General features: G+C 65.8%; 17 protein-coding genes. 4 read left to right on the top strand and 13 right to left on the bottom strand.

Annotated features, from left to right (window positions below; translation table 11 throughout):
- Positions 1–8: 8 nt before the first annotated feature.
- The 7 genes from WFP78_RS06665 to WFP78_RS06635 all read right to left on the bottom strand — a co-directional run bounded on the left by WFP78_RS06665 (position 9) and on the right by WFP78_RS06635 (position 4,255).
- Complete coding sequence (locus WFP78_RS06665) at positions 9–671, bottom strand: lysophospholipid acyltransferase family protein (RefSeq protein WP_336960009.1); 663 nt, start codon at positions 669–671, stop codon at positions 9–11.
- A gap of 89 nt (positions 672–760) precedes the next feature.
- Entirely contained in the window at positions 761–1,183 is a 423-nt protein-coding gene (locus WFP78_RS06660) for a Fur family transcriptional regulator (protein ID WP_336960007.1), read from the bottom strand.
- 120 nt (positions 1,184–1,303) lie between these two features.
- Entirely contained in the window at positions 1,304–1,723 is a 420-nt protein-coding gene (locus WFP78_RS06655; RefSeq protein WP_336960005.1) for a Ros/MucR family transcriptional regulator, read from the bottom strand.
- Between the two features lie 117 nt (positions 1,724–1,840).
- The gene (locus WFP78_RS06650) at positions 1,841–2,314 is read right to left on the bottom strand and encodes a GNAT family N-acetyltransferase (protein ID WP_336960004.1); all 474 of its coding nucleotides are present in this window, start codon (positions 2,312–2,314) and stop codon (positions 1,841–1,843) included.
- Positions 2,311–2,955, bottom strand: a complete 645-nt coding sequence (tsaB, locus tag WFP78_RS06645) for a tRNA (adenosine(37)-N6)-threonylcarbamoyltransferase complex dimerization subunit type 1 TsaB (protein ID WP_336960002.1) — start codon at positions 2,953–2,955, stop codon at positions 2,311–2,313. Before tsaB ends, WFP78_RS06650 begins: the two co-directional genes overlap by 4 nt.
- 57 nt (positions 2,956–3,012) lie before the next feature.
- Positions 3,013–3,606: a malonic semialdehyde reductase gene (locus tag WFP78_RS06640; protein ID WP_336960000.1), complete on the bottom strand. Its 594-nt coding sequence runs from the start codon at positions 3,604–3,606 to the stop codon at positions 3,013–3,015.
- A gap of 73 nt (positions 3,607–3,679) precedes the next feature.
- Positions 3,680–4,255 carry a NifU family protein gene (locus WFP78_RS06635; protein WP_336960326.1) on the bottom strand — a complete coding sequence of 192 codons (576 nt, stop codon included), beginning with the start codon at positions 4,253–4,255 and terminating at the stop codon, positions 3,680–3,682.
- Positions 4,256–4,374: 119 nt separating this feature from the next.
- On the opposite strand from WFP78_RS06635, the gene WFP78_RS06630 reads away from it, so the two are divergent.
- The gene (locus WFP78_RS06630; protein WP_336959998.1) at positions 4,375–5,592 is read left to right on the top strand and encodes a low temperature requirement protein A; all 1,218 of its coding nucleotides are present in this window, start codon (positions 4,375–4,377) and stop codon (positions 5,590–5,592) included.
- A gap of 85 nt (positions 5,593–5,677) precedes the next feature.
- Positions 5,678–6,148 (top strand): pyridoxamine 5'-phosphate oxidase family protein, encoded by a 471-nt coding sequence (locus WFP78_RS06625; RefSeq protein ID WP_336959996.1) that lies wholly within the window; start codon positions 5,678–5,680, stop codon positions 6,146–6,148.
- Between the two features lie 131 nt (positions 6,149–6,279).
- Here the strand turns inward: WFP78_RS06625 and WFP78_RS06620 are convergent, their stop codons facing one another.
- The 6 genes from WFP78_RS06620 to WFP78_RS06595 all read right to left on the bottom strand — a co-directional run bounded on the left by WFP78_RS06620 (position 6,280) and on the right by WFP78_RS06595 (position 18,876).
- Positions 6,280–7,908 carry a S10 family peptidase gene (locus WFP78_RS06620; RefSeq protein ID WP_336959994.1) on the bottom strand — a complete coding sequence of 543 codons (1,629 nt, stop codon included), beginning with the start codon at positions 7,906–7,908 and terminating at the stop codon, positions 6,280–6,282.
- Between the two features lie 61 nt (positions 7,909–7,969).
- Complete coding sequence (locus tag WFP78_RS06615) at positions 7,970–9,706, bottom strand: DUF885 domain-containing protein (RefSeq protein WP_336959992.1); 1,737 nt, start codon at positions 9,704–9,706, stop codon at positions 7,970–7,972.
- A gap of 23 nt (positions 9,707–9,729) precedes the next feature.
- Positions 9,730–12,111: a glycoside hydrolase family 127 protein gene (locus WFP78_RS06610; protein WP_336959990.1), complete on the bottom strand. Its 2,382-nt coding sequence runs from the start codon at positions 12,109–12,111 to the stop codon at positions 9,730–9,732.
- Positions 12,112–12,349: 238 nt separating this feature from the next.
- A complete protein-coding gene (locus WFP78_RS06605) occupies positions 12,350–14,155 on the bottom strand; it encodes a DUF885 domain-containing protein (protein WP_336959988.1) in 1,806 nt (601 codons plus the stop codon).
- 24 nt (positions 14,156–14,179) lie between these two features.
- Positions 14,180–15,802 (bottom strand): amidohydrolase family protein, encoded by a 1,623-nt coding sequence (locus WFP78_RS06600; protein WP_336959986.1) that lies wholly within the window; start codon positions 15,800–15,802, stop codon positions 14,180–14,182.
- Positions 15,803–15,879: 77 nt separating this feature from the next.
- Entirely contained in the window at positions 15,880–18,876 is a 2,997-nt protein-coding gene (locus WFP78_RS06595; RefSeq protein WP_336959984.1) for a TonB-dependent receptor plug domain-containing protein, read from the bottom strand.
- Between the two features lie 244 nt (positions 18,877–19,120).
- On the opposite strand from WFP78_RS06595, the gene WFP78_RS06590 reads away from it, so the two are divergent.
- Positions 19,121–20,587, top strand: a complete 1,467-nt coding sequence (locus WFP78_RS06590) for an amidohydrolase family protein (RefSeq protein ID WP_336960324.1) — start codon at positions 19,121–19,123, stop codon at positions 20,585–20,587.
- Between the two features lie 11 nt (positions 20,588–20,598).
- Complete coding sequence (locus WFP78_RS06585) at positions 20,599–22,929, top strand: glucosidase family protein (protein WP_336959982.1); 2,331 nt, start codon at positions 20,599–20,601, stop codon at positions 22,927–22,929.
- The last annotated feature ends 19 nt before the right edge of the window (positions 22,930–22,948 follow it).

The raw sequence follows: 22,948 nt of genomic DNA, 5'->3' as shown, positions 1-22,948 counted from the left end.
TGATGCTGCTATACAGGTGCCGCCACATCCATGAAAGGCGGCAGGCACGCCGCGATCCGATTTCTTGCTTCATTGGCCAGCGCCTTGCGATCCGGCAGGGCGCGCGGGTCGAAGGGATCGAGCAGATGGATGGTCACGTCCAGGCGCCCCTTGCGGGCGAGCAGGCGGGTGGCGTTGCCGGCGCTGCCTTCATTGCCATGCCATGCGATCTCGCAGGCGGCGGGGCCGTAATCGATGAAGACGGGCTGCACCACCATGTCGCGCGGCGGCGGTGACATCACGGCGAAGAGCGCGGGCTTGAAGGGCAGCAGCGTGTGGCCGTTGCCCGTTGTCCCTTCGGCGAACAGGGTGATCGGCTGATGCCCGTCCAGCGCGCGCCTGAGCGTTTCCAGTTGCTCGGCAACGCCATGGCGCTGGCTGCGCGCGATGAAGATCGTGTTGTTCTGGGCGGCGAGCCAGCCGATCAGCGGCCAGCCCGCGACATCGTCCTTGGAGATGAAGGCCGTGCCGGTGGCGCCGCCCAGTGCCAGGATGTCGATCCAGCTGACATGATTGGCGACCAGGAAGCAGTCGCGCGCCGGCCGGGCGCCGCGCAGATGCACGCGCGCGCCGCAGGATCGCGCCGCAAGGCCCAGGAAGATGCGCGGCCATGGCGATCGTGCCCGCGCCACTTTCCAGAGCAGATGCAGCGGCAGGCAGAGCAGCAGGGACGCCAGCAGTCCCGCAATGCGGCGCCAGCGGCGAAATGTGGCGCGCAGACTCAGCTCTTTCGGTCGATCGAGACGCCGTAAAGCTCCATGCGATGGTCCACCAGGCGGAAGCCCAGCTTCTCGGCGATCTGTTTCTGGAGCTGTTCCAGCTCCGGGTCGACGAATTCGATGACCTTGCCGGTCTCGACATCGATCAGATGATCGTGGTGCGACTCGGGCGCGGCTTCATAACGGGCGCGTCCGTCGCCGAAGTCATGGCGCTCCAGGATGCCCGCCTCTTCGAACAGGCGAACGGTGCGATAGACGGTCGCGATGGAAATGCCGGAATCGATGGCTGCAGCCCGTTCGTGCAGCTTTTCGACATCAGGATGATCTTCCGCATCCGACAGAACCTTGGCAATCACCCGGCGTTGCTCGGTGATGCGCAGTCCCTTTTCGGCGCACAACGCCTCGATATCGATCTTGCGGCCCATTTGCGCCCTTCAATAAGTGATTCACCGGATGACCGGCTTAGCGTCTTTTCTCATGACGCGGAAGGGCGAGGCACGCCATAGCGCCTCGCCCTTCCCAAAATTCTGTCGTTTGCCCTAGACTTATTTGGCCCGGCTGCGACCCTTGCTCCCCAGGCCGATCTTCTTCGCCAGCGAACGGCGCTGTTCGGCATAGTTGGGCGCGACCATCGGATAGTCGGCGGGCAGGCCCCACTTGGCGCGGTAATCGTCCGGCGTCATCTGATAATGGGTCATCAGGTGGCGCTTGAGCATCTTCAGCTTCTTGCCGTCTTCCAGGCAGACGATGTAGTCCGGCTTGATCGAGGAGCGCACGGAAACGGCCGGTTCCGGCTTGACTTCAGGCGCAACCTTGGGGTTCGAAAGGCCGGCCAGCGCAGAATGGACATTCTGAATCAGAATCGGCAGATCGGTCACTGCGACGCTATTGTTCGAGACATGTGCTGCCACGATGTCCGATGTCAGCGTGATGAGCATTTCGGCCTGTGCCGCTTCTTCTTCCATTTTTAGACTCCGTTGATGCCTTGACTGTGCGACCCGATATCGGAGTTTGCACCGATCTGTCGGTGGAGGCTCGTTAGAACCGAATATGCCTATTTTCAACCCGCGGCGACAAATTTTTCAAATGTCGCGCTGAAAACTATAGGCGTCGAATAATTTACCATCGCCGCCGCGATAATAACCGGGGCGGGTATTTACATGCGCAAATCCCAATTTCTGATAAAGTTCAACGGCGTTGTTCGTGGACCGGACTTCAAGGTGCATAGTTTTTGCGCCTTCCCGACGTGCCGAAGTGATACAATGATCGACAAGGATGGACCCGATGGATTTGTTCCGCCATTGCGGTGCGACCGCAAGCAGCAGCAATTCGCTTTCATCCAGGACGAGGCGGGTCAGGGCGAATCCAAGAGTCGCGGCGTCGAGCGAGGCGATGACGAGCGTCATGCCGGGAAGGGACATCATCCCGCCCAGCTGCGCCGCCGTCCACGCCTCGCCAAAGGCCGGGTCGAAGGCCTGGACCATCACCTCCATCGCCGCAGCTTCGGCCTTCCGGTCGGGCCGATCGTAGCTGACGAGCTTCATATTGGGTGTCATCGCGCAACGGCCATCGGCTTGGCATCCGCGCCGCGACCGTAGATCGGGCGGGGCGGCAGGGTGGCGGCGTCCGGCGGCAGCAGCGCGAACCATTGGGCGTCGGGGTGCATCGGCACGGCCTCGCCATAGCCGCGGGCCTCGACCAGCGCGGGTGCGCCGCTACCATGGACGACGGCGTCTTTCAGTGTCAGGACCAGATCGGCAATGGGCGTGGATGCGACATTGCCCATGGGCGCGAGCGTATCGGCCGCGAAATATTGCCAGAAAAGCTCGCCATGACCGCCGGTGATCGCGACGGCGATGGTCTCGCCGGCCTGCCCCTGTCCCTGTCCTTGCCGCTGCGCGCGGGCGCCGGCCGCGATCATGGTCAGGGCGCTATATCCCGCCAGCGGCACGCCCCAGGCAAAGGCGAGCGCGCGCGCGGCGGCCAGGCCGATCCGCACGCCGGTGAAACTGCCGGGGCCGATATCGACGGCGATGCGATCCGCTTTGCCACCATCGGGCAGCGCGGCGATCGCCGGCAGCAACGCTTCGGCGTGGCCGCGACCGGCCAATGTTCCATGATGGGCGACCATCTGTCCCTGGTCGAACAGCGCAACCGAGAGACGCTCGGTCGCGGTATCAATCACCAATGTCCGCAACGATTGCCCCTGCGCTCTTCCTATCGGCCCGCCTCGGCGGGCGGGCCGTGGGCAGCGTTAGTCGATCCTGTTGAATTTGCCAAATTCGGGGCGCGGCAGCCGACCGAAAATGGTGGAGGGATCGCCATAGCCCAGCGTCGAGATGAAATTGGACTTCACATTGGGCGTGTCGGCAAAGAAGGCGGCGTCCACCGCGGCATTGTCGAAGCCGGACATCGGGCCGGTATCCAGGCCCAGCGCCCGGGCCGCGACGATGAAATAGCCGCCCTGCAGCGAGCTGTTGCGCAGCGCCGCGATTTCGCGGGCCGCAACATCGGGGAACCAGTGCTTCGCGTCGGGCGCATGCGGGAACAGTTCGGGCAGCTGCTCGTGGAAATCGACATCCATGCCGATGATCACCGTCACCGGCGCCTTGCGGATCTTTTCGCCATTGGTGCCGCTGGAAAGCGCCGCCAGCTTGTCCTTCGCTTCCTGGCTGACGCACCAGACGAGCCGTGCGGGCAGCATGTTCGCCGATGTCGGCCCCATCTTCATCAGATCCCAGATCGCATGCAGCTGGTCTTCGCCGACAGGCGTGTCGAGATAGCCATTATAGGAGCGCGCGCTGTTGAAGATCTGGTCGAGAGACTGCTGGGGAAGAGGCGACGACATGCAGGATCGTTCCTTTATACGAAGGGGGAAGGTGGTGACAGTCCGGCGGTCCGGCCCTGTCGGGAAGGTGAAATCAGACCGCCCGGACTTCGGTCACTTCCGGCACATAATGCTTCAGCAGCGATTCGATGCCGTTCTTGAGCGTGGCGGTGGAAGAGGGGCAGCCCGAGCAGGCGCCCTGCATCCGCAGGAACACCTTGCCCTTGTCGAAGCCGCGATAGATGATGTCGCCGCCGTCATTGGCGACGGCGGGGCGCACGCGGGTCTCGATCAGCTCGCGGATCTGCGCGACGATTTCGGCGTCGGCAGGGTCGTCCTCGAAATCCTCTTCCTCGACCGGCACCGAGATGCCCGAGGCCGTGCCGGCCCTGAACAGCGGCATATCCGCCGAGAAATGATCGAGCAGGATGCCGATGACGTCCGGTTTCGTCTGCGCCCAGCTGCCCGTGGGTGCAAGCGTGACGGAAATGAAGCTGCTGCCGAAGAAGACCCCCGTGACATCGCCCAGCGTGAACAGCGCTTCGGCCAGCGGCGACTGCTCGGCCTCTTCGGCGCTGGCAAAATCGCGGGTGCCCGCCGTCATGACCGTGCGGCCGGGCAGGAATTTGAGCGTGGCCGGATTCGGCGTGGTTTCGGTTTCGATCAGCATGGTCGTTATGTGGGGCTGCATCCTCCAGAGATCAAGCGCGGCTTGTGCGGCGCAACGCAGTTGGCCATGGTCTTGTGGAGGCTATGGCCCGATCGAGGCATTTCAGGGGGATGAACGGCATGACGGACAGCGGCGGCGCGGCGCATGGAAGGCAGAAGGGGCTTGGCGATATCCTGCGCGGGCGCGGCGAGGCGGATGCGCGCGTGGGCTTTATCGAGCTGTTCTTCGATCTGGTGTTCGTATTCGCCGTCACCCAGCTTTCGCATTATCTGATCGCGCATCTTTCGCCGACCGGCGCGCTGGAAGGGGCGATGCTGTTTGTCGCGATCTGGTGGGTGTGGGTCTATACCATCTGGTGTACCAACTGGCTGAATACGGAAGTCTGGCCGGTCCGGCTGATGCTGTTCGCCATGATGGCCGGCGGGCTGGTGCTGGCCATGGCGATCCCCAATGCCTTTGGCAGGGCGGGGCTGGTGTTCGCGCTGGCCTATGCCGTGCTGCAGGTCGGGCGCAGCCTGTTCATGGTCGCGGTGTTGCGCGGGCGCGATTCCGGCAATCGGCTCAACTTTCTGCGCATCATGATCTGGGCGCTGGCCGCGTCGCTGCTCTGGATCGGCGGCGGCCTTGCCGCGCCGGCGTTGCGGCTGCCCCTGTGGCTGGTGGCGCTCGCCGTGGATGCGGCAGGGCCGCCGCTGCGCTTTTTCGTGCCCGGCCTGGGCGCGTCGCGCATGTCCGATTGGAATGTGGAGGCGCATCATATGTCGGAACGCTGCGGCCTGTTCGTCATCATCGCGCTGGGCGAATCCGTGCTGCTGACCGGATCGACATTTTCGGGAACGGATTGGCAGGGCGCGGGGATTCTGGCCTTTGTCAGCGCTTTCATAACCATCGTGGCGATGTGGTGGATTTATTTCCATCTGGGCGCGGAAGAGGCAACGCATCATTTCGCGCATGCGGCGGATCGCGGCAGGATCGCGCGCTTCGCCTATACCTATCTGCACATGCCGATCATTGCCGGGATCATCGTGAACGCCGCGTCGGATGAAATGGTGATCGCGCATCCCGTGGGGCATTTCGCGCCGGGCGTCGCCATGCTGCTGGTCGGCGGACCGGCCCTGTTCCTTGCCAGCGTGATGCTGTTCAAGCGGGTGACGGCGGGCGGATGGCGGTTGTCGCATCTGGTGGGGCTGGCGCTGCTGGGCGCGCTGTTCGCCGCAGGCTGGTCGGCGCATCTCGCGCCGCTGGCACTGGGCATCGGCGTGTCGGCGGTGCTGGTGCTGACGGCGTTCTGGGAAACCGTATCGCTGGGGACCGCGCCGCGCGTGGCGAATGGCTGAGATGTCGCTACGAAAGCGATAGAAACGGGAACTCTGGATCGTTCTGCGGATTGGCAAGGGACAATGGAACGGAAGGAGCCCCGCGATGACCAGCGAAACCGAAATCAGGCAGCGTTTCTGGAGGGAATTGTCGGAATCGCCTTTTCTCATGGTGGGCCTTGAGGGCGATCCCCATCACAGCCTGCCGATGACGGGTCAACTCGACCCCCATGCCAATCACTGCTTCTGGTTCTACACGACGCGGGACAACCGGCTGGTCCCCGGCGGTGCCGCCATGGCGCAATATAGCGCGAAGGGGCACGGCCTGTTCGCCTGTATCGACGGGACGCTCAGCGAAGAAAGCGATCCTGTCGTCATCGACCGCTATTGGACGAAGGACGTGGCGGCCTGGTATCAGGGCGGGCGGACCGATCCGAACCTGCTGATGCTCCGTTTCGACCTTGGGCGGGCGGAAATCTGGCTGACGGATTTAAGCGTGAAGGGCGTTTTCAGGATGCTGTTCGGCGGGAAGATCGCGGATGAAATGAAGAACAAGCATGTGGAGGTCGCACTCTGATCGACGGGCGCCGGCATTGGTCGCCCGGAAGCGATCACCCCCGGCGGCCATCCGACGCGTTGCGCCTGGGGCTGCGGGCGATGACCGGTGCCGGCGCGCCTGGAGCGATGGTCTCCGGCCTGGCGGCCGGTCTATCCGCCCGGTCGGCTCGCCATGTCGATAAAGGCGTCGATGTCCTGCTTGAATTGCTGCCGCACCTCTGGGTTGATGTACACCATATGGCCTGACTCATAATATTTGAAGGTCAGGTTCTTCCTGAGGGACGGGTCGATCTGCATGTGCTTGAGATCGAATTCGGCGCCGAAGAAGGGCGTCGCCATGTCGTAATAGCCGTTGAGGGACAGCACCTTCAGGTTCGGATTTTGCCGCATCGCGGCGGACAGGTCGAGCGCGGTGTCGGCCAGCGCCATCTGGCCGCCGGAGCCGCGCCCGCCCGGCGCGCGATGCTTCTGGTCCCACTTGTTGCCGCCGATCTGGCTGTAGAAGTTGGGCCGATAGCTGAGCTTGGTCTTGTAGCCGAGCGTGCCGAACAGATATGCGTTCTGCGCGGTGATGTAGGCGCCGCTGATCGATGTGTCGGTCGCGTCATATTCCGGGCCTTCGCCGGCATTGTCGACATCGAAGCCGGTGAAGCGTGAATCCAGGCGGCCGACCGTCTTGCTCTGGTCGCGCAGCAATTCCTTGCGGAACCGCGAGAGATCGACGCGCAGGTCGGACTGAAGGAGATATTGCACCGACAGGCCGGTATAGGCGCTCATCTGCTGGGCGATCCGGCTGCGCTCCTCGGGCGTGATGTCGCTGCCCTTCTGCAGCGCCGTCATATAGGGCCCGCGTGCCCATTCCCGCACCTCGGTGAGGAAGGGTTCCAGCGCAGCCGGGCGGTTCTGCAGCTTGTTGTGATACCAGGCGGTGGCCGCATAGCTGGGCAGGTAGGTGACGAAAATCTGGTCGAAGCCCGGCTGGCGCACGCCATAGTTCAGGATCGAGGACAGGAGCACGACACCGTTCATCTGCACGCCGCGCTCCTGCAGCGCATGGACGAGGCCGGCGGAGCGGAGTGTGCCATAACTTTCGCCGAACAGGAATTTAGGGCTGTTCCAGCGGTTGTTGATCGTCAGGTAGCGCATGATGCCGCGCGCGAAGGCGTCGATATCCTGGTCGACGCCCCAGAATTCCGGCCCCTTGGCCTTGCCGATCGGGCGCGACAGGCCGGTGCCGATCGCGTCGAGGAAAATGACGTCGCTATGGTCCAGGATCGTGCCGGGATTGGGGCCGATCGGGAAGGGGGCGTTGGGCTGGCCGGCGGCGGTCGGCGTTTCGACATGGATGGGGCCGATCGAGCCCATGTGCAGCCACATCGAGGAGGACCCCGGGCCGCCATTATAGGCGAAGGTGATCGGCCGCTCGGCCGCGCCCTTCGCCCTGTCCGCGACATAGGCGACGTAGAACATGCTCGCGACCGGCTCGCCTTCGTCATTGCGGATGGTGAGCGTGCCGGGGGTGGCGGTGTAGTTGATCGCCTTGCCGCCGACCGTGACGCTGGCGTGCTTGGGCTGCGCATCCTCGACCGCGGTGGCGCGGGCGATGTCGGCATCGCCGCCCTTGTCGGCGCGGCCGCGCGGCTGCGCCTCGCCGGCGGCGGGCTCATCCGGTTCGGCGGGGGTGGCGCCGTCCGGGCGGGCGGGCTGGCGCTGGGCGGCGAGGGGGGCGGCGGTCAGCAGGGCGGCGGTGGCGCCGAGGAGGAAGGTGCGGGCGATCATGGCTGCTCCGGAAAGATCGAGGGGGCGGAAGGGTGGACAGGCGGAAGGGCCGGGCGGGCGCTCAGTGCGCGGTCGGGTAGGGATTTGGCCCACCACGCGCGATCCAGTCGTCGAGCACGGCTTCGAGCGTCGGCAGCGGCACCGATCCCAGGCCCAGGATCGTGTCGTGGAACCAGCGCTGGTCGAATTTGGACCCGAGCGCCGCTTCGGCCTTGGCGCGCTCGCGCCGGATCAGCATCTCGCCCAGCTTGTAGGCGAGCGCCTGGCCCGGATCGTTGATGTAGCGATCCACCTCTATCGTCACCTCATGGTCGGACAGCGCGGTGTGGGTCTTGAGATAATCGAGGGCCTGGTCGCGGGTCCAGCCCATATGGTGGAGGCCGGTGTCCACCACCAGCCGGGCGGCACGCCACATTTCGTAGGTTTCGCGGCCGAACTCGTCATAGGGCGTCTCATAGATGCCCATCTTGGTGCCCAGCCACTCCATGTAGAGCGCCCAGCCCTCGCCATAGCCGGAGAAATAGGTGGTCTTGCGGATCTGCGGGCGGTTCGGGCCTTCCAGCGCCAGCGCCGCCTGGAAGCTATGGCCCGGCACGCATTCATGCGCGGTCAGCGGCGGGATGGTGTAGAGCGGACGGGCGGGCAGGTTGTAGGTGTTCATCAGGCAGCTATCGAGCCCGCCATTGCCGCCGGTGCCGAACGGCGCGACATTGGCCGGCGTCGGCACGATCGTGAAGCGGAAGCGCGGCAACAGGCCGACCGTGTATTTGAGCTGGCCGTTGATGCGGTTGGCGACATAGGCGGACTTGGCGACCAGTTCATAGGGCGTCTTGGCGTAGAATTGCGGATCGGTCTTCAGGAAGTTCAGGAAACCCTGGAAGTCGCCCGTCCAGCCGGCCTGCTTCATCGTCGCCTTCATGTCGGCGTCGATCCGCGCCACTTCCTTCAGGCCGATCGCGTGGATTTGCTCGGGGGTCAGGTCGGTGGTCGTATATTGCCGGACCCGGGCGGCGTAATAGGCCTTGCCGTCGGGCAGCGCCTCGGCCGCGGTGGCGGTGCGGGTGTTGGGGATATAGACGTCGCGGACATAGGCGAGCAGCCTGGCGAAGGCCGGGGCCGCCGCCACCACTGCCGCCTTGCCCTGCGCCGCCAGCGCATCCTGCTCGGGGGCGGCGATGCTCGCCGGCATCATGGCGAAGGGCGTATAGAGCGGGTTGGTGGCGATGTCGGGGGAGGAGAGCGGCTCGATCGGCCGCCAGCGCTCGCCCAGCGATATCTTCGGCCGGGTGAAGCCGCGCGCCGCGCCCGCCTTCATGTTGGCGATCTGCTCGTCGATGAAGCGCGGCATCTCCGACATGCGGCTGAGATAGTTGCGATAGGCCTCGACCGTGCCGAACCCCTGGCGTGGGGCGATCCATGTCCAGAAGCCGAACGGGTCCTCATATGCCTTGAAGTGCAGCTCCATGACGAAGCCTTCGAGCGCGGTGCGGAACACGGCGGCGTTGATCTTCTCTTCGGGGGAAAGCTGATCGACCGGAATCGTGTCGAGCTGCTTCAAGGCGTTCGACCAATAGGCATAGCGCCGCTGCTGGCTGGCGGCATCGACATGCTGCAGATGGGGGCCGGCGCCGCGTCCGCCTTCCGCATCGCTGCCCAGTTCCTGCGTGCGCCACGCCCATTCAGCGTCGTAGAGCGCCTTCAGCCGCGCATCGGCGGAGCCGGCGACCGGCTGCGCGGTGGCGGGAACGGCAAGGGCCATGCTGCCCAGCAGCAGCGCGAGACCGGTGATCTTTCTCATATTTCCCCCCTTATCCAGTGATATCAGGCCGATTTTGGCGACGATGACGGTGTGAAGATGCGGATGCCGAACACCGGGCCGCATCGGCTATGGTCGTTGGCCGGCTGGAAACGGACCGTCACGGCATCCTTGCGCCGGGTCAGTTCGGCCGGGATCGGATAGTCGATTTCGAAAAAGTCGCCGGGATGGCTGCCCGAAAGCGCCTGCGTCGCGATCTTGTGGCCGTCGATCAGGATGTCGAACAGCTTGTCGCGCTCGTCGCCCCAATAGGTCGCCTGCAGGATCAGCGGGCCGGGCTTCACCTTCGCCCGATATTTGAAGAAACCGAAGGTGCGCGCGTCGCGCCCGTGCCGGCCGCGATAGGTGACGGCATAGCTGTTCTTGGCGACCAGGCCATGGTCGCGCTCCGGCTGCATCTCGCCCAGGTTCATGATATCGACCGAGCGCGCCGCCAGATCCCGCAGCTGCGCCTGCTCGGCGGCGTAGCGGGCCTGCTCGCCTTGCCATCCGGCCTTGTCGAAGCTCTTGAAATAGACCGCCGTGCGCCGGTCGCGCTGCTGGAAGAACGGCGCAAAGCTCAGCGCGGCGGGTTGGGCGGTCGCTGTCTGGAAACGGCCGTTCGCCGCGTCGACGGGCACGAATCCGGCCAGGATGTCGCTGGCGACCAGGGCCGGGGCGGGGCCGTCATAGGGCCGGTCGGACGGCCCCAGGTCGGCCGCCAGCACCACCGGCCCGTGCAGCAGGGCGATGGTGGCGGGATCGTCGACCGTCGGCTCGCTGCGCAGCTGCATCGGCAGCGTCAGGGCGATGCGGTCGCCCTTGTGCCAGACGCGGCGGACGATGGCGTAACCGTCCGGCGCGTCGACCGGCACGGCGTCGCCGTTGACCGTCAGCGTCGCGCCCTGACACCAGCCGGGGATGCGCAGCGCCACGGCGAAGCTGCGCGGCCGCCCGAGTGCCTCGACCGTGATCGCGACATGCTCGTCAAAGGGATAGCCCGTCTCCATGCGGAGCGTGGCCTCCTGTTCCTTCCACGTCGCGATGGACGGGATGTAGAGATTGGCGATCAGCGTGTCGCCGCTCTGCCACCAGACGGAATCGCCATGCTTGGCGTGGCTTTCCATCCCGGTGCCGACACAGCACCAGAAATCGTCAAAGGGCCTGGAGAAGCGCCGCGCCGCGCCCGACATCAACGGCACCATATAGGCGAACATGCCGGTCCCGGGGTCTTGCTGCGCCAGGATATGGTTGATGTGCGCACGCTCATAATAGTCGAACAGGCGCGCCTCGGGCTGCCAGCCGTAGAGATGCCGCGTCAGCTTCAGCATGTTGTAGCTGTTGCAGCTTTCGCAGGTCTGCTCGGTGATATGCTTGGAAATGCTGTGGGCGCTGGGGAAATATTCCCGGTCCGCATTGCCGCCGATGACATAGCTGTAGTCGCGGGTGACTGTTTCCCAGAAGAAATGCACGGCGATCGCCTGGTCGGCCTTGCCGGTCAGTTCGTGCAGCCGCGCCAGGCCGATGACCTTCGGGATCTGGGTATTGGCATGTATCCAGGGCAGGACGTCCTGCCTGCCGCTGAGCGGGTCGAGGATCTTGCGGTGCCGGAGCCGTTCGGCAAGGCGGAGCCAGCGATCGTCGCCGCCATGGGCATAAAGTTCCGCGAAGCTTTCGTTGATGCCGCCATGCTCGCAATCCAGCACGGTCTGGACCTGCCCGTCGTCCAGCGCCGCGAAAACCCCGTCGATATAGCTGCCGAGCGCGATGGCGATGGCGAGCGCCTTTTCATTGCCGCAATGGGATTGCGCATCGAACAGGCCGGCGAACAACTTGTGCCAGTTGTAGAAGGGCACCCAGCAGCCGTTGAGATCGAAGCCCATCGACCGGATGTCGCCCCGTTCCAGTTCCGCGAAGATCGGCTTTCCGTCCTCCACGATATCGCCGCGCTTGCGCGTGAAGCCGGCGACATAGCCGTCGCCATGCGCCGCCTGGCACAGCGCCAGCTCATCCACGATATGGTCGACCCGGCGCTTGCATTCGGCATCGCCGGTTTGCGCGTACATCAGCGACAGGGCCGTCAGATAATGGCCCAGCGTATGGCCGGCGATGGTATCGCTTTCCCATCCGCCATAGACCGTGCCCCTGGGCGGCAGGCCGGCGCTGGTCCGGAAGTTGTGCAGCAGCCGATCCGGTTCGAGCGCGTGCAGATAGCGGCGATTGCCCTCCACCGCGTCGGCCCAGGGGGACGGCAGCAGCCGTATGGCGGCGAGCGGAAGGGGGGTGGGATGCGCGGGCAGGCGGGTTGCCGCCATCGGGATGGCGCGGAGCGCGGACGGCACCATCACGACCGAGGCAGCCCCCGCCAGAAACGTCCGCCGCTTCATCCGCTGCTTCACATCCGCCACGCTCAGCTCCTGTTTGGCAAAGTCTATTATACGGTATACGATATAGCAAGCCCAGGGACATGCGCGACGGGGCCCTTCACCCGCGCCGAACTGTCGTCCTATGCCATGGCCGGGCACTCTCGTTGGGCAGCGCGCGTGCGGGCCTTTCCCCCTCCATGTGAACGCGCCTGTCGGGATGGGAGAGGCGACGCGGGCCGGGGGGGCGATCGCTTCCCCGGCCCGCGACATGGTCGGATCTTCAGTCCGGCTGCTTCTCGAATTCCGGCAGCGCCGGGTTCCAGCCGGGCGGGTTGACGCCGCCATCCGCGATGAACTGATCGAGCCGCGCTTCCAGCACCGTCAGCGGCACCGAGCCGAGGGCGAGGATCGCGTCGTGGAAGTTGCGCTGGTCGAACTTCGCGCCCAGCTTCGTTTCCGCCTCCACACGCTTCTGGCGGATCACCATCTCGCCGAGCTTATAGGCCAGGGACTGGCCCGGCCAGGCGATATAGCGGTCGACCTCGGTCTCGATCTCATGCTCGCTCAGGGCCGTATGGTCGCGCAGATATTGCTGCGCCTGCTCGCGCGTCCAGCCATAATGGTGGATGCCGGTGTCGATCACCAGCCGGCATGCCCGCCAGATCTCATAGGAAAGGCGGCCGAAATTCTCATAGGGCGTGTCGTACATGCCCATCTTGGTGCCGAGCCATTCCATGTACAGCGCCCAGCCCTCGCCATAGCCGGAGAAGCCGGTCGCGCGACGGAAGGCCGGCCGGCGGATCGCTTCCTGCGCCACCGCCGCCTGGAAGGCGTGGCCGGGGTTGCATTCGTGCAGGGTCAGCGCGGTCAGCGTGTAGAGCGGCCGCGAGGGCAGGTCATAGGTGTTCATCATGCAGGATTCGAGCCCGCCGCGCCCGCCAGTGTAGATCGGCGCGAGGCTGGCCGGCACGGGGATGATCGAGAAGCGCCGGCGCGGCAGGAAGCCGATCGTGTCGGCGAGCTTCCCGTCCGCCCGCTTGGCGACATAGGAGGAGAAGCCGAGCAGTTCCCGCGGCGTCTTGGGATAGAATTGCGGATCGGTGCGCAGGAATTTCAGGAAGGCGGGCATGTCGCCCTGGAAGCCCGTCTGCGCCTTTGTCGCCTCCATCTCGGCGGAGATGCGCGCCACTTCCTTGAGGCCGATCTGGTGGATCTGTTCGGCGGTCAGGGAGAGGGTGGTGAAGGCTTCGATCTCGGCCTGGTAATAGGCCTTGCCGTCCGGCTCCGTCTCGGCGGCGAGGGTGGTGCGCGCCTGCTTCATATATTCGTTCTGGATGAAGGCGAGCAGCTTGGCATAGGCGGGGATCACCGCCTGCTGGATCGCCCGATCGCCCTCGGCCTTCAATGCCGCCTGCTGGTCCGCCGGGATGGTCGCGGGCATGGCTTGGAAGGGCGTATAGAAGGGATTGTCCTGACCGGTGGCGACATAGGGCTCGATGGTCTTGTCGCGCCCCGTCACCACCACGCGCGGCACGCTGAAGCCGCGCTTCAGCCCGGCGCGCATATTGGCGATCTGCTCATCGAAATAGCGGGGCACGTCCCGCATGCGGGCGATGTAGTTCTGATAGGCCTTGACGCTGCGGAAGCCGCCGGAACGCGGACTGAGGCTCGACCAGAAGAAGGTGTCGGCGTTGAACGGTGCCTCATAGGTCTTGAAGCGCGCGTCGTCGGCAAGCGTCTGGATCGCGCGGCGGAACACTGCTGCGTTGACCTTCTCCTCGGGTGAAAGCTGGTCGAGGGGGATCGTGTCCAGCTCGGCCAGGGCCTGCCGCCAATAGGCAAGGTGGCGTGCCTGGGTGGCGGCATCCACTTTGGGAAGATGATCCAGCCCGGCCTCGTCCCCGCCGCGCCCGCCGCGCAGCCCTTCGGCCTGCCGCCACGTCCATTCGCGCTCATAGAGCGCCTTGAGCCGGGCGTCGGCAGGGCCCGCCGCCTGCGGCGCGGGGGCGGCCTGCTGTGCCGATGCCTGACTTGCGGTCAGCGCAAGCGCAGCCGTCAGCATGGGCATGATCCGAATAATCTTCATCTAACTGCTCCTGGCTTTATCTTGTCAGTGGGTGCTGTCGCTCGCCTCGATCGGCATCGGCCCAGGGGGCAGCCCGCGATCGGCCTTGATGTCGCGCAGTTCCTTGCGGAGCTGGCGCGCGTCGTAGAGGATGCCGTCCTTGATGGTCCAGGCGACGCCGCCGATCCGCTCCACCTTGCCGGTCGCGTCATCCAGGTGGAGGGTGCCGGTGCCGAACAACAGCTTCAGGTTGGCGAGCGGATTGCCCTTGATCACCACAAGGTCCGCCTTGCGGCCGACGCGGATCGTGCCGATCTGGTCCTCATGGCCCAGCACCCGCGCGCCCTGCTGGGTGGCGGCATGGATCACTTCCAGGGGGGAGAAGCCCGCCTCGCGCAGCAGTTCCAGCTCCTGGATATAACCAAAGCCGTACAGATTGTAGATATAGCCCGAATCCGACCCCACGGAGACGATGCCGCCGCGGTTCTTATATTCGTTCACGAACTGCATCCAGAGCCGGTAATTCTCCTTCCAGGCGACCTCGTCCTCGGTCGTCCAGTCATACCAGTAGGAGCCGTGGTTGACGCGGCTGGGCCGGTAATAGTCCCAGAGGCCGGGCATGGTATAATCCGCATGCCAGAGGGCGCGGCTCATCCGCATGAAGTCCCGGCTGGTGAGATAGGCGGTGAAGGTGGGGTCGATCGCGAAGTTGCGGTCGAGCAGGGTCTGCATCACCTCCTCCCATTTCCGCGATCCGGGAGCGGCGGTCTGCGCCCATAGCCGCCCGGACTGGCCGAAGCGCATCTGCTCGTCATTGTTGATGAAGTCGCCCGGCCAGCGCTGGCTGCGCCGATCGGTGAACATCGCCTCGGGCAGGCCGTACCAATGCTCCATCGACTGCATGCCATGGGCGGAGGTGGTGAGCACATTGGCCCATGCGACGCTCTGCTGCGAATGGTGCATCGTCGTGTGCAGGCCCAGCTTGCCCGCTTCATCGAGCGCGGCCCACAGCACATCCTCGGGCACGAAGTTGATGAACTTGACGCCGTCGGCGCCGCGCCGCCTGGCGTCGCGGATCGCCGCCCGCGCTTCCTCGGGCGTGTTCGGCTGCTGCTTGGCGATCGCCGAGAAGAAGGGGTAGATGTCGATGCGTGGCGCGACGATCTCGTTGCGTGCGCTGCGCGCCTTGATGTCCGCCAGCCACTCGATCGGTCGTCGGCTGCCCAACTCGCGCACGGACGTGATGCCGTTCGCGATCCACAGTTTCAGGACATAGTCGGCCGGGACATGCTGCTCGTCGTCATCGTCGTGGAGATGCGCGTGCGCGTCGATGAAGCCGGGCATGACATAATAGCCGGTCAGATCGAGCTCATGATCCCCCCCGGCGGCGCGCGCCTTCGGATTGATCGCTCCGGGCGCCCCGATGGCGCGGATTTCGGCGATGCGATCGTTGACCAGCACGATATCGACGGGCCCCTGCGCGGGCGCGCCGGTGCCGTCGACGATCGTCACATTGCGTAGCACGGTCCGGGCGAAGGGGCCGATGCCTTCGGTTCTCCGCGGAATGGAGGATGCCTGCGCGGGAACCGCCGGAAGACTGCCGGCGGCGGTCCCGATGGCCAGGATCAGAGCTGTGACACAGATGGACAGTCGATTGCGCCGCTTCATGCCGAAATTCTCCCCGCCTGTTGCGGGAGGCGCCGGGCGCGCCTCCCGCCCCGTGATCAGAACTTGCCGCTCCGTGATCAGAACTTGATCGTCGCGCCGGCGAAGTAGCGACGGCCGGCCACGTCGTAGAGCGACACGTCGACATTGGCGTCGCCGACCAGGGTGCTGCCGAGGATCGGCGGCTGGCGGTCGCCGATATTGTTCACGCCGACGAACATCTGGAAACGCTTGTCGATGTTGAAGCTCAGGGTCGAATCCACATACCAGACCGCCGGCACCTTGGTCACATAGGCCTGCGCGGTCGGGTAGAGGCGGAGATCGCCGATCATCCGCCCGACGACCCGCCACGAGAACGGGCCGCCGCTGAAGGTGGCGTTCAGGTTCAGCTTGAAGTCCGGCAGGATGAGGCCGCCGCTGCCCGAGGAACAGCCCGCGCCATAATAGCCCGCGCAGTCCTGCGCCGGCGCGTTGCTCAGCGTCTTGAGCGACTTCTTGAACATCCAGCTCGCCACCGCCTGCAGGCTGAGCTGCGCGCTCTCGCCGTCCAGCGTGAAGGGCAGCGGCAGGCGGTAGTCGAGCTGGGCATCGATGCCCGATGTCTTGAGCGCGCCGATATTGGCGTTCTGCGTGCTGACATATTCGATCTGCCCGCTGCCGGGCAGGCGATGCACCGCCTGGCAGGTGGCGCTGTTGATATCGAGATTGGTGAAGCAGTCGTTCAGCGTCTGCTGGACGTTCACGGTGGTGATCGCGCCGTTCACCTCGACGTTGAAATAGTCGACCGTGATGTTGAGCCGCCGCAGGAAGGGCGGGGAGATGACCATGCCGATCGTGTAGGTGTTGGACTTTTCCTCCTGCAGGTCGGGGTTGCCGCCGCTGCGCTGGGTAAGACCCAGCGAGGATTGCTGGAAGGTCGCGATATCCGCCGGGTTGATGCCCTGGGCAACGCACATCGCCCGCACGGCTTCGCTGCGCGTGTCCGGCGCCGACAGGCTGGCGCGGGCGCATGGATCGGTGCCGCCGGTGAAGCCCTGGCTGATCGAGGAGTAAAGCTCGCCGACATTGGGCGCGCGCACGGCGCGGTTGAAGGCGCCGCGGACCCGCGCCCAGTGGACCGGCGCATATTCGCCGCCGGCCTTCCAGGCGAGGACGCTGCCGATCGTGCTGTAGCTGGAATAGCGGACCGCGCCTTCGGCCGAGAGGTTGTCTACGAAAGGCATGTCGGCCAGGATCGGCACGCGAAGCTCGCCGAACACCTCCTTCACGGTATAGCCGCCGACGAGCGACTTGTCCGATCCGGTGCCATAGTCGCCCGCAAGGTCGAACGGGCTGGGATTGTTGCGATAGCGGTCGCGGCGATATTCCCCGCCGATGGCGACCGCGACCGGCCCGGCCGGCAGGTTGAACAGCGCGCCCGACAGCGAGGCGCCGAGCACCGTGCGCTTGAAGTCGTTGCTGGAGTCGCGTTCCGGCGTCAGGAACGCGGCCGCGCCCGTGCTGATGGAGCCGACGCCGAAGATGTTGACGGGCACGCAGCCGCTGGTGTTGTTGCGGCACACGATATTGCCCGAAGGGTCGACTACGGCGTCCATGGCCTGGCTCAGGCGGGCCTGGTTGAAGATCGACACGTTCCGCGAATCCTCGCGGGTGCGCATGAACTGGCCGAACGCCTCCCAGCGGAAGTCCTGTCCGATGGCCTTGAAGTCGCCGCGCAGGCCACCCGTGATGTCGAATGCCTGGCGCTCGTAATAATATTGGCGGGTGCCGAATTCGTCGGCCCGGCGCCCGGCGCCGACCACGGCCGCGGTGCCGGAGCGCACGCCCGTCGATCCGCCGATCGCCGAATAACCGGGGAGCAGGCCGGTATCGAAATAGCGGGCATTGTCGGCGAAGAACTGGCGCAGGACCGCCGGCAGGACCGGGTTGTTCGCATAATTGGGCACGAGCAGCGTCTGGGAGCCGGGCGCGCCCGGCGTCAGCGGCACGAACGATTCCGGCGCAAGCTCGTAATTATTCTTGGTGTCGGCGTAGAACGCCTCGGCAAAGGCGGTGATATGGTCGGTCAGGTCGTAATGGCCGAGCGCCGATACATTATAGCGGCTCAACGGGCGCTGCAGCAGGTTATAGGGCGCGTAGTTGTACGTGTCCTCCGGCTGGCAATATTGGGTGGGGATGCCGCCCGCCAGGAAACGGATGCTGGAAACGCTGGAGCATGTCGGATTGGGCGACCGCGTGAGCCCGACCAGGCCGGCAAGCTGGCTGCTGGACAGCGGGATACGCGTGCCCGGAATATTGCCCGAGCCCGAATAGATGAAGCCGGTGCGTGTCGGATTGTCGGCAAGCGGGAGCGCCGAGAAATCGCGATCGGCCTGGGTGAAGCTGCCCTGCTTGGTGTAGGACAGGGCAAGGGCGACATTGCCGCGATTGTCCGGCGCGTTCACGCCGATGGTCAGGTCGTATTTCTGCTGCGGCGCATCCCCCCGGTCGGTGATGCCGTAGTTGACGCTCGCTTCCACGCCCTTGAAATTATCCTTGAGGATGAAGTTCACGGCGCCGGCGATGGCGTCCGAACCATAGACCGCCGACGCGCCGCCGCTGATGATGTCGACCCGCTGGACGAGCGCGTCGGGGATGCTGGCAAGGTCGACATTGCCCGCCGATCCGGTCGGGATGAACCGGCGGCCGTTGACCAGCGTCAGCGTGCGGGTGGCGCCCAGGCCCCGCAGGTTGGCGGTGAGCACGCCGCTTCCGCCGCCATTGTTGACCGCGGTGGTATTGCCCTGCGCCAGTTGCGGGAACTGGTTGATCGTGCGCTCGATGGTGACGTTGCCCGAAAGCTTGACATTCTGTTCGCCGATCACGGTCACGGGGCTTGGCGCGCTCAGATCGGGCCGCATCAGGCGGGAGCCGGTGACGATGACCTCGTCGCCGCCGGTGACGTTGGTCGGCTGGGTCTCTTGCGCCAGCGTCTGCGCCTGTGCCGGCGCGAACATCATGGGCATGCAGAGCAGCGTGGTCGCCAGCAAGGCCCGACGCAATGTGGCTGGGGGATGGAGATTTGCACCGAATGTCATGATCTGAACTCCCTGTTCTTCGTCGGCTCTTTGGCCGTTGGTGATCGTGATTATTCTCATCGGAAGATCGCCCGGCTGCGTCAGCGCAACCGCCGGCATGCGACCCCCCAGATCCGCGCAGCCCGCCTAAAACCCTTGTCAAGGCGCTCGGTATACGAAATATGATATACTCACTAATCTTGGAGTCAATGCCACAAAACCGACATGCAAAAGAGGGAATCTGCGGGTGAGACATGTGAGTCGAATGATCGCCGCCGTGCTGCTGATCGCTGGCGGCATGGCAGGTGAGGGAGCGGCGGTCCGGGCCGAGTCGCTCTCCATCGTCAACGTCACGCTGATCGACGGCACGGGCGCGCCCCCGCGGCCCGGCATGACCGTGCGGATCGAAAAGGGCCGGATCGCCGCCATCGGCGGCGCGCAGCCCCGGCAAGGGCGACAGCCCCGGCAGGGGCGCGGCAGGGTCATCGACGGGCGGGGCCGCTACCTGGTGCCGGGCTTCATCGACAGCAACGCCCACCTTACGGTCTATGGCCAGCCATCCCGGCGCGACACCTCCGCCAAATATGGCGACCGCAACGAGGAACTGGCGCTGGAGGTGGCGCAACGCGCGCTGAAGGCGGGGGTGACGACCCTGATCGACAGCTATGGCGTGCTGGCGCCCTCGATCGTGATCCGCGACCGGATCGACCGTGGCGAGGCGGTCGGCGCGCGGCTGCTGCTGGCCGGCAACATCGTCGGCTGGGGCGGGCCCTTCTCGCTGAGCTTCTCGCTGACGAAGGACAGCGATCTCTCCCTGTTCCAGGAGAAATGGAACGACCGCCTGACGCAGGACATCGGCGAAGAGATCACGGACATGACGCCGGACGAGCTTCGACAGGCCATGCGGACCTATCTCGACAAGGGCGTCGACGTCATCAAATATGGCGGCACCGCGCATTTCATGCGGCCGTCGCTGATCGGCTTTTCTCCCCGGCAGCAGCAGGTGATCGTCGAGGAGGCGCACCGCCGGGGCAAGCCGGTGCAGGTCCACGCCACCAGCCCGGAGGGGCTTCGCCTGTCGCTGGAGGCGGGGGTCGACGTCATCCAGCATCCCGAACTGCACAGCCGCGACCTACCCGAAGAACTTGTCGCGCTGATCATTTCCCGCAATGCGCTGTGCGGCATGCGCGCCAACCTCATCACCGGCGCGGCGCGGCAGCGTCACCTGGCGCAGCGCGCCGCCGTCGAGGCGCAGCAGGCGGCGCTTCCTCCGCCGACCACCGCCGCCGAACGCTGGCGCCGGCTGGAGGCGCTGGGGGAGACCGAGGACATCCAATGGCGCAACGCCAGGCGGCTGATCGCCGCGGGCTGCCGCGTCACGCCCGCGACGGACAGTTTCCTGGGCGATGCGCCGGAATTCCGCCGCGTGCCCAAGACGGATGAGGCAGAGCCGGGCATGGGCACGATCCGCGCCATCGAAGGCTTCGTAGAACTGGGGATGACGCCGATGCAGGCGATCGTCGCCGCGACAAGGAACGGCGCGGCCTCCGCCTTCCGATCCAAAGACCTGGGAACAGTTGAAGAAGGGAAGATTGCCGACATGGTGCTGCTCGACGCCGATCCGCTGGCGGATATCCACAACATCGAAAAGGTGAACGTCGTTGTCGCGCAGGGCAGGGTGGTCGATCTTGCCAGCCTGCCCGAGCACCCGCTGTTCGACGTGAAGCCATGAAGAGGCCCGGCATGGATCGCCGCCGCTTCCTGGCGGTCAGCGGCGGTGGCGTGGCGGCGGCGTCCGTGCTTGCCGCACCTGCGGCAGCGGCGGCCGACGACAGTGCGCTGCTGGCCCGCTTCGGAGGCGCGGAAGAGGCCGCCGGCGAGCCGCTGTGCAGCTTCACCGACGAGGGGTGCCGCTGGACCGTGCATGAGGATCGCGCCGGCCTGGGGCCGATCCGCTTCGTTGCCGACGACGGCGCGGTGGTGACGCTGGCCAAGCGGCTGGAGCCGGTGTTCGCCGGCCCCGAACCCGCCTATCTCGGCCTGACATTGGAGCAGGTCGCATTGGCTGACGCCGATCTGCTTGCCGATCGGCTGCTGGCGCATGGCGGCGATCCCGATCCGGAGCGGGTCCGCGTCGCGGCGCCGCCGCCGGCGTCCATGCTGAAGAGCGACGGCTGGGGCACGCGGCTGCCTTGGACCGCCTTTGTCGGCACGCGGCAGGCCGGCGACACGATGCCGGTCTTTCCCAATGGGCGCACCCGGACCTACCGGCCGGAACACGACTTCCCCGAACTGACCGACGACGTGCTCAGCCCCGGCCGGAGCGAAGGGTTGATCGGCGGCTGGTTGCCCGCCGTGCATAAGCGGATGCCCCGGCCGCAGGGCGGCGAATATGACCTGCTCACCTTTGCCGACACGGACTATTATGGCCGTTTCTATGTCCATACATGGCACAGGACGCGCCTGATCGAGGGTGGCCGCGTCATGCGCGAGACATTCGGTAATTCGCATGCGCGTTTCCCCTCCCGTCGCGCCAATCCGGGCCCGGAGGATTTCTATCGCGCCTTGCTGCGCTTCGCCCGCAGCTGGTCGGGCGAACTGGCGGGAATGGCGCGCGCGACGCTGCCCGACCCGAGCTGGACGGACATGGTCGCGCATGCCTTCGCCAAGGAACTGGTCGTGCGCCCCGGCGGCGACTATCCCAAATATGGCGTGGTGGACCGGGACTATTATGGCTCGGAATATGACGGCTTCCAGGACACGTTCACCTCGTCGCTGCTGGCCAATCTCGAATGGGGCCGCTTCGCCCAGGCGCGCGCGGTGCTCGACCAGTTCTTCACCGAATTCGTGACGCCCGACGGCCTGGTCGACATGCGCGGCCCCGAAGTGCCGCAATATGGCCTGACGCTCAGCCTGATCGCCCGCTATGCCTATGTCACCGGCGATCTCGCGACGCTCATCCGCCACCGCGACAAGATCCGCGAGAGCGCGCGCCTGCTCGCCGATCTTCATGATGCCGGGCTGGCACTTGCGCCATCCTCGCCGGGCCATGGCCTGTTGCACGGCTGGAGCGAGAGCGACGCCTGCCTCCATCCCGATCCGACGCTGTGGTGGAAGCCCTATTGGAACAACTCCGCCTTCGCGGTGCGCGGCTGGCGCGATCTTGCGGAGGTCTGGCCGGCGCTGGGCGGCAGCGAGGGGGACGTGCGCGACTGGCGCGCACGCGCCGATCGCCTGAATGCCCGGCTGGTGGAGGCGGTGCGGGCCAATATCCGCCGCGATCTCTCGCCCCCCTATCTCGGCCCGCTGCCGGGCGTGCGCGAGACATTCCGCCAGGCGCTCTCCAAGGGCGGGCGGAGCGAGCAGGGATGGCCGCATCGGGTCTATGCCGAACTGCTCCATGCCGATGTGCTGCCGGACGACCTTGCCGGCCTGGTGGTGGACTGCCTGCGCGGCCATGGTGGCACGACCCTGGGGGTGGTGGCGAATATCGGCCGGCCATCGCCCCGCAACCGTTCGATCCTGGGCTTCATTTCCTATGGCTATGCCCGCGCGCTGCTGCGGCTCGACCGGATCGAGGAATATCTGCTGTTCCTCTATGCGCATCGCTATCATGACCATACGCCCGGCGGCTGGGTGGCGGGTGAGGTTGCCGGCATCACCGGCAGCATGCCGATCTTCTGCATCCCCGCGCAGCTCACCATTCCCAAGCTGGTCCGCTGGATGCTGGCGTTCGAGGACGATGGCGGCCTGCACCTGCTGCGCGCCGTGCCGCGCGACTGGATCGGATCGGGCAAGCCTGTCGGCATCACCAGCGCGCCGACCCGCTGGGGGCGTGCGGACGTTTCGGTCCAGCTCGACCGCGCGCGTGGGGTCGTGACCGGGCAGGTCGCGCTTCACGGCAAGCCGCCACCGCAGGCGACGTTGCGGCTGCGCCTGCCCAAGGGGCTGCGGATCGCCGCCGCGCGGATCAACGGCCGGGCGGTCCGGCCCGTGGGCGAAACCCTGCCGCTGGCAGGTGCCGCGGACGGGCGCTATGCCGTGACCGTGCAGGTCAAGGGGACGGCGGCCTGATCCCTGCTGGAGCGGTCGG

Source organism: Sphingobium aquiterrae, assembly GCF_037154135.1.
GTDB lineage: Bacteria > Pseudomonadota > Alphaproteobacteria > Sphingomonadales > Sphingomonadaceae > Sphingobium > Sphingobium aquiterrae.
This window is presented reverse-complemented; position numbering and strand designations above follow the sequence as displayed.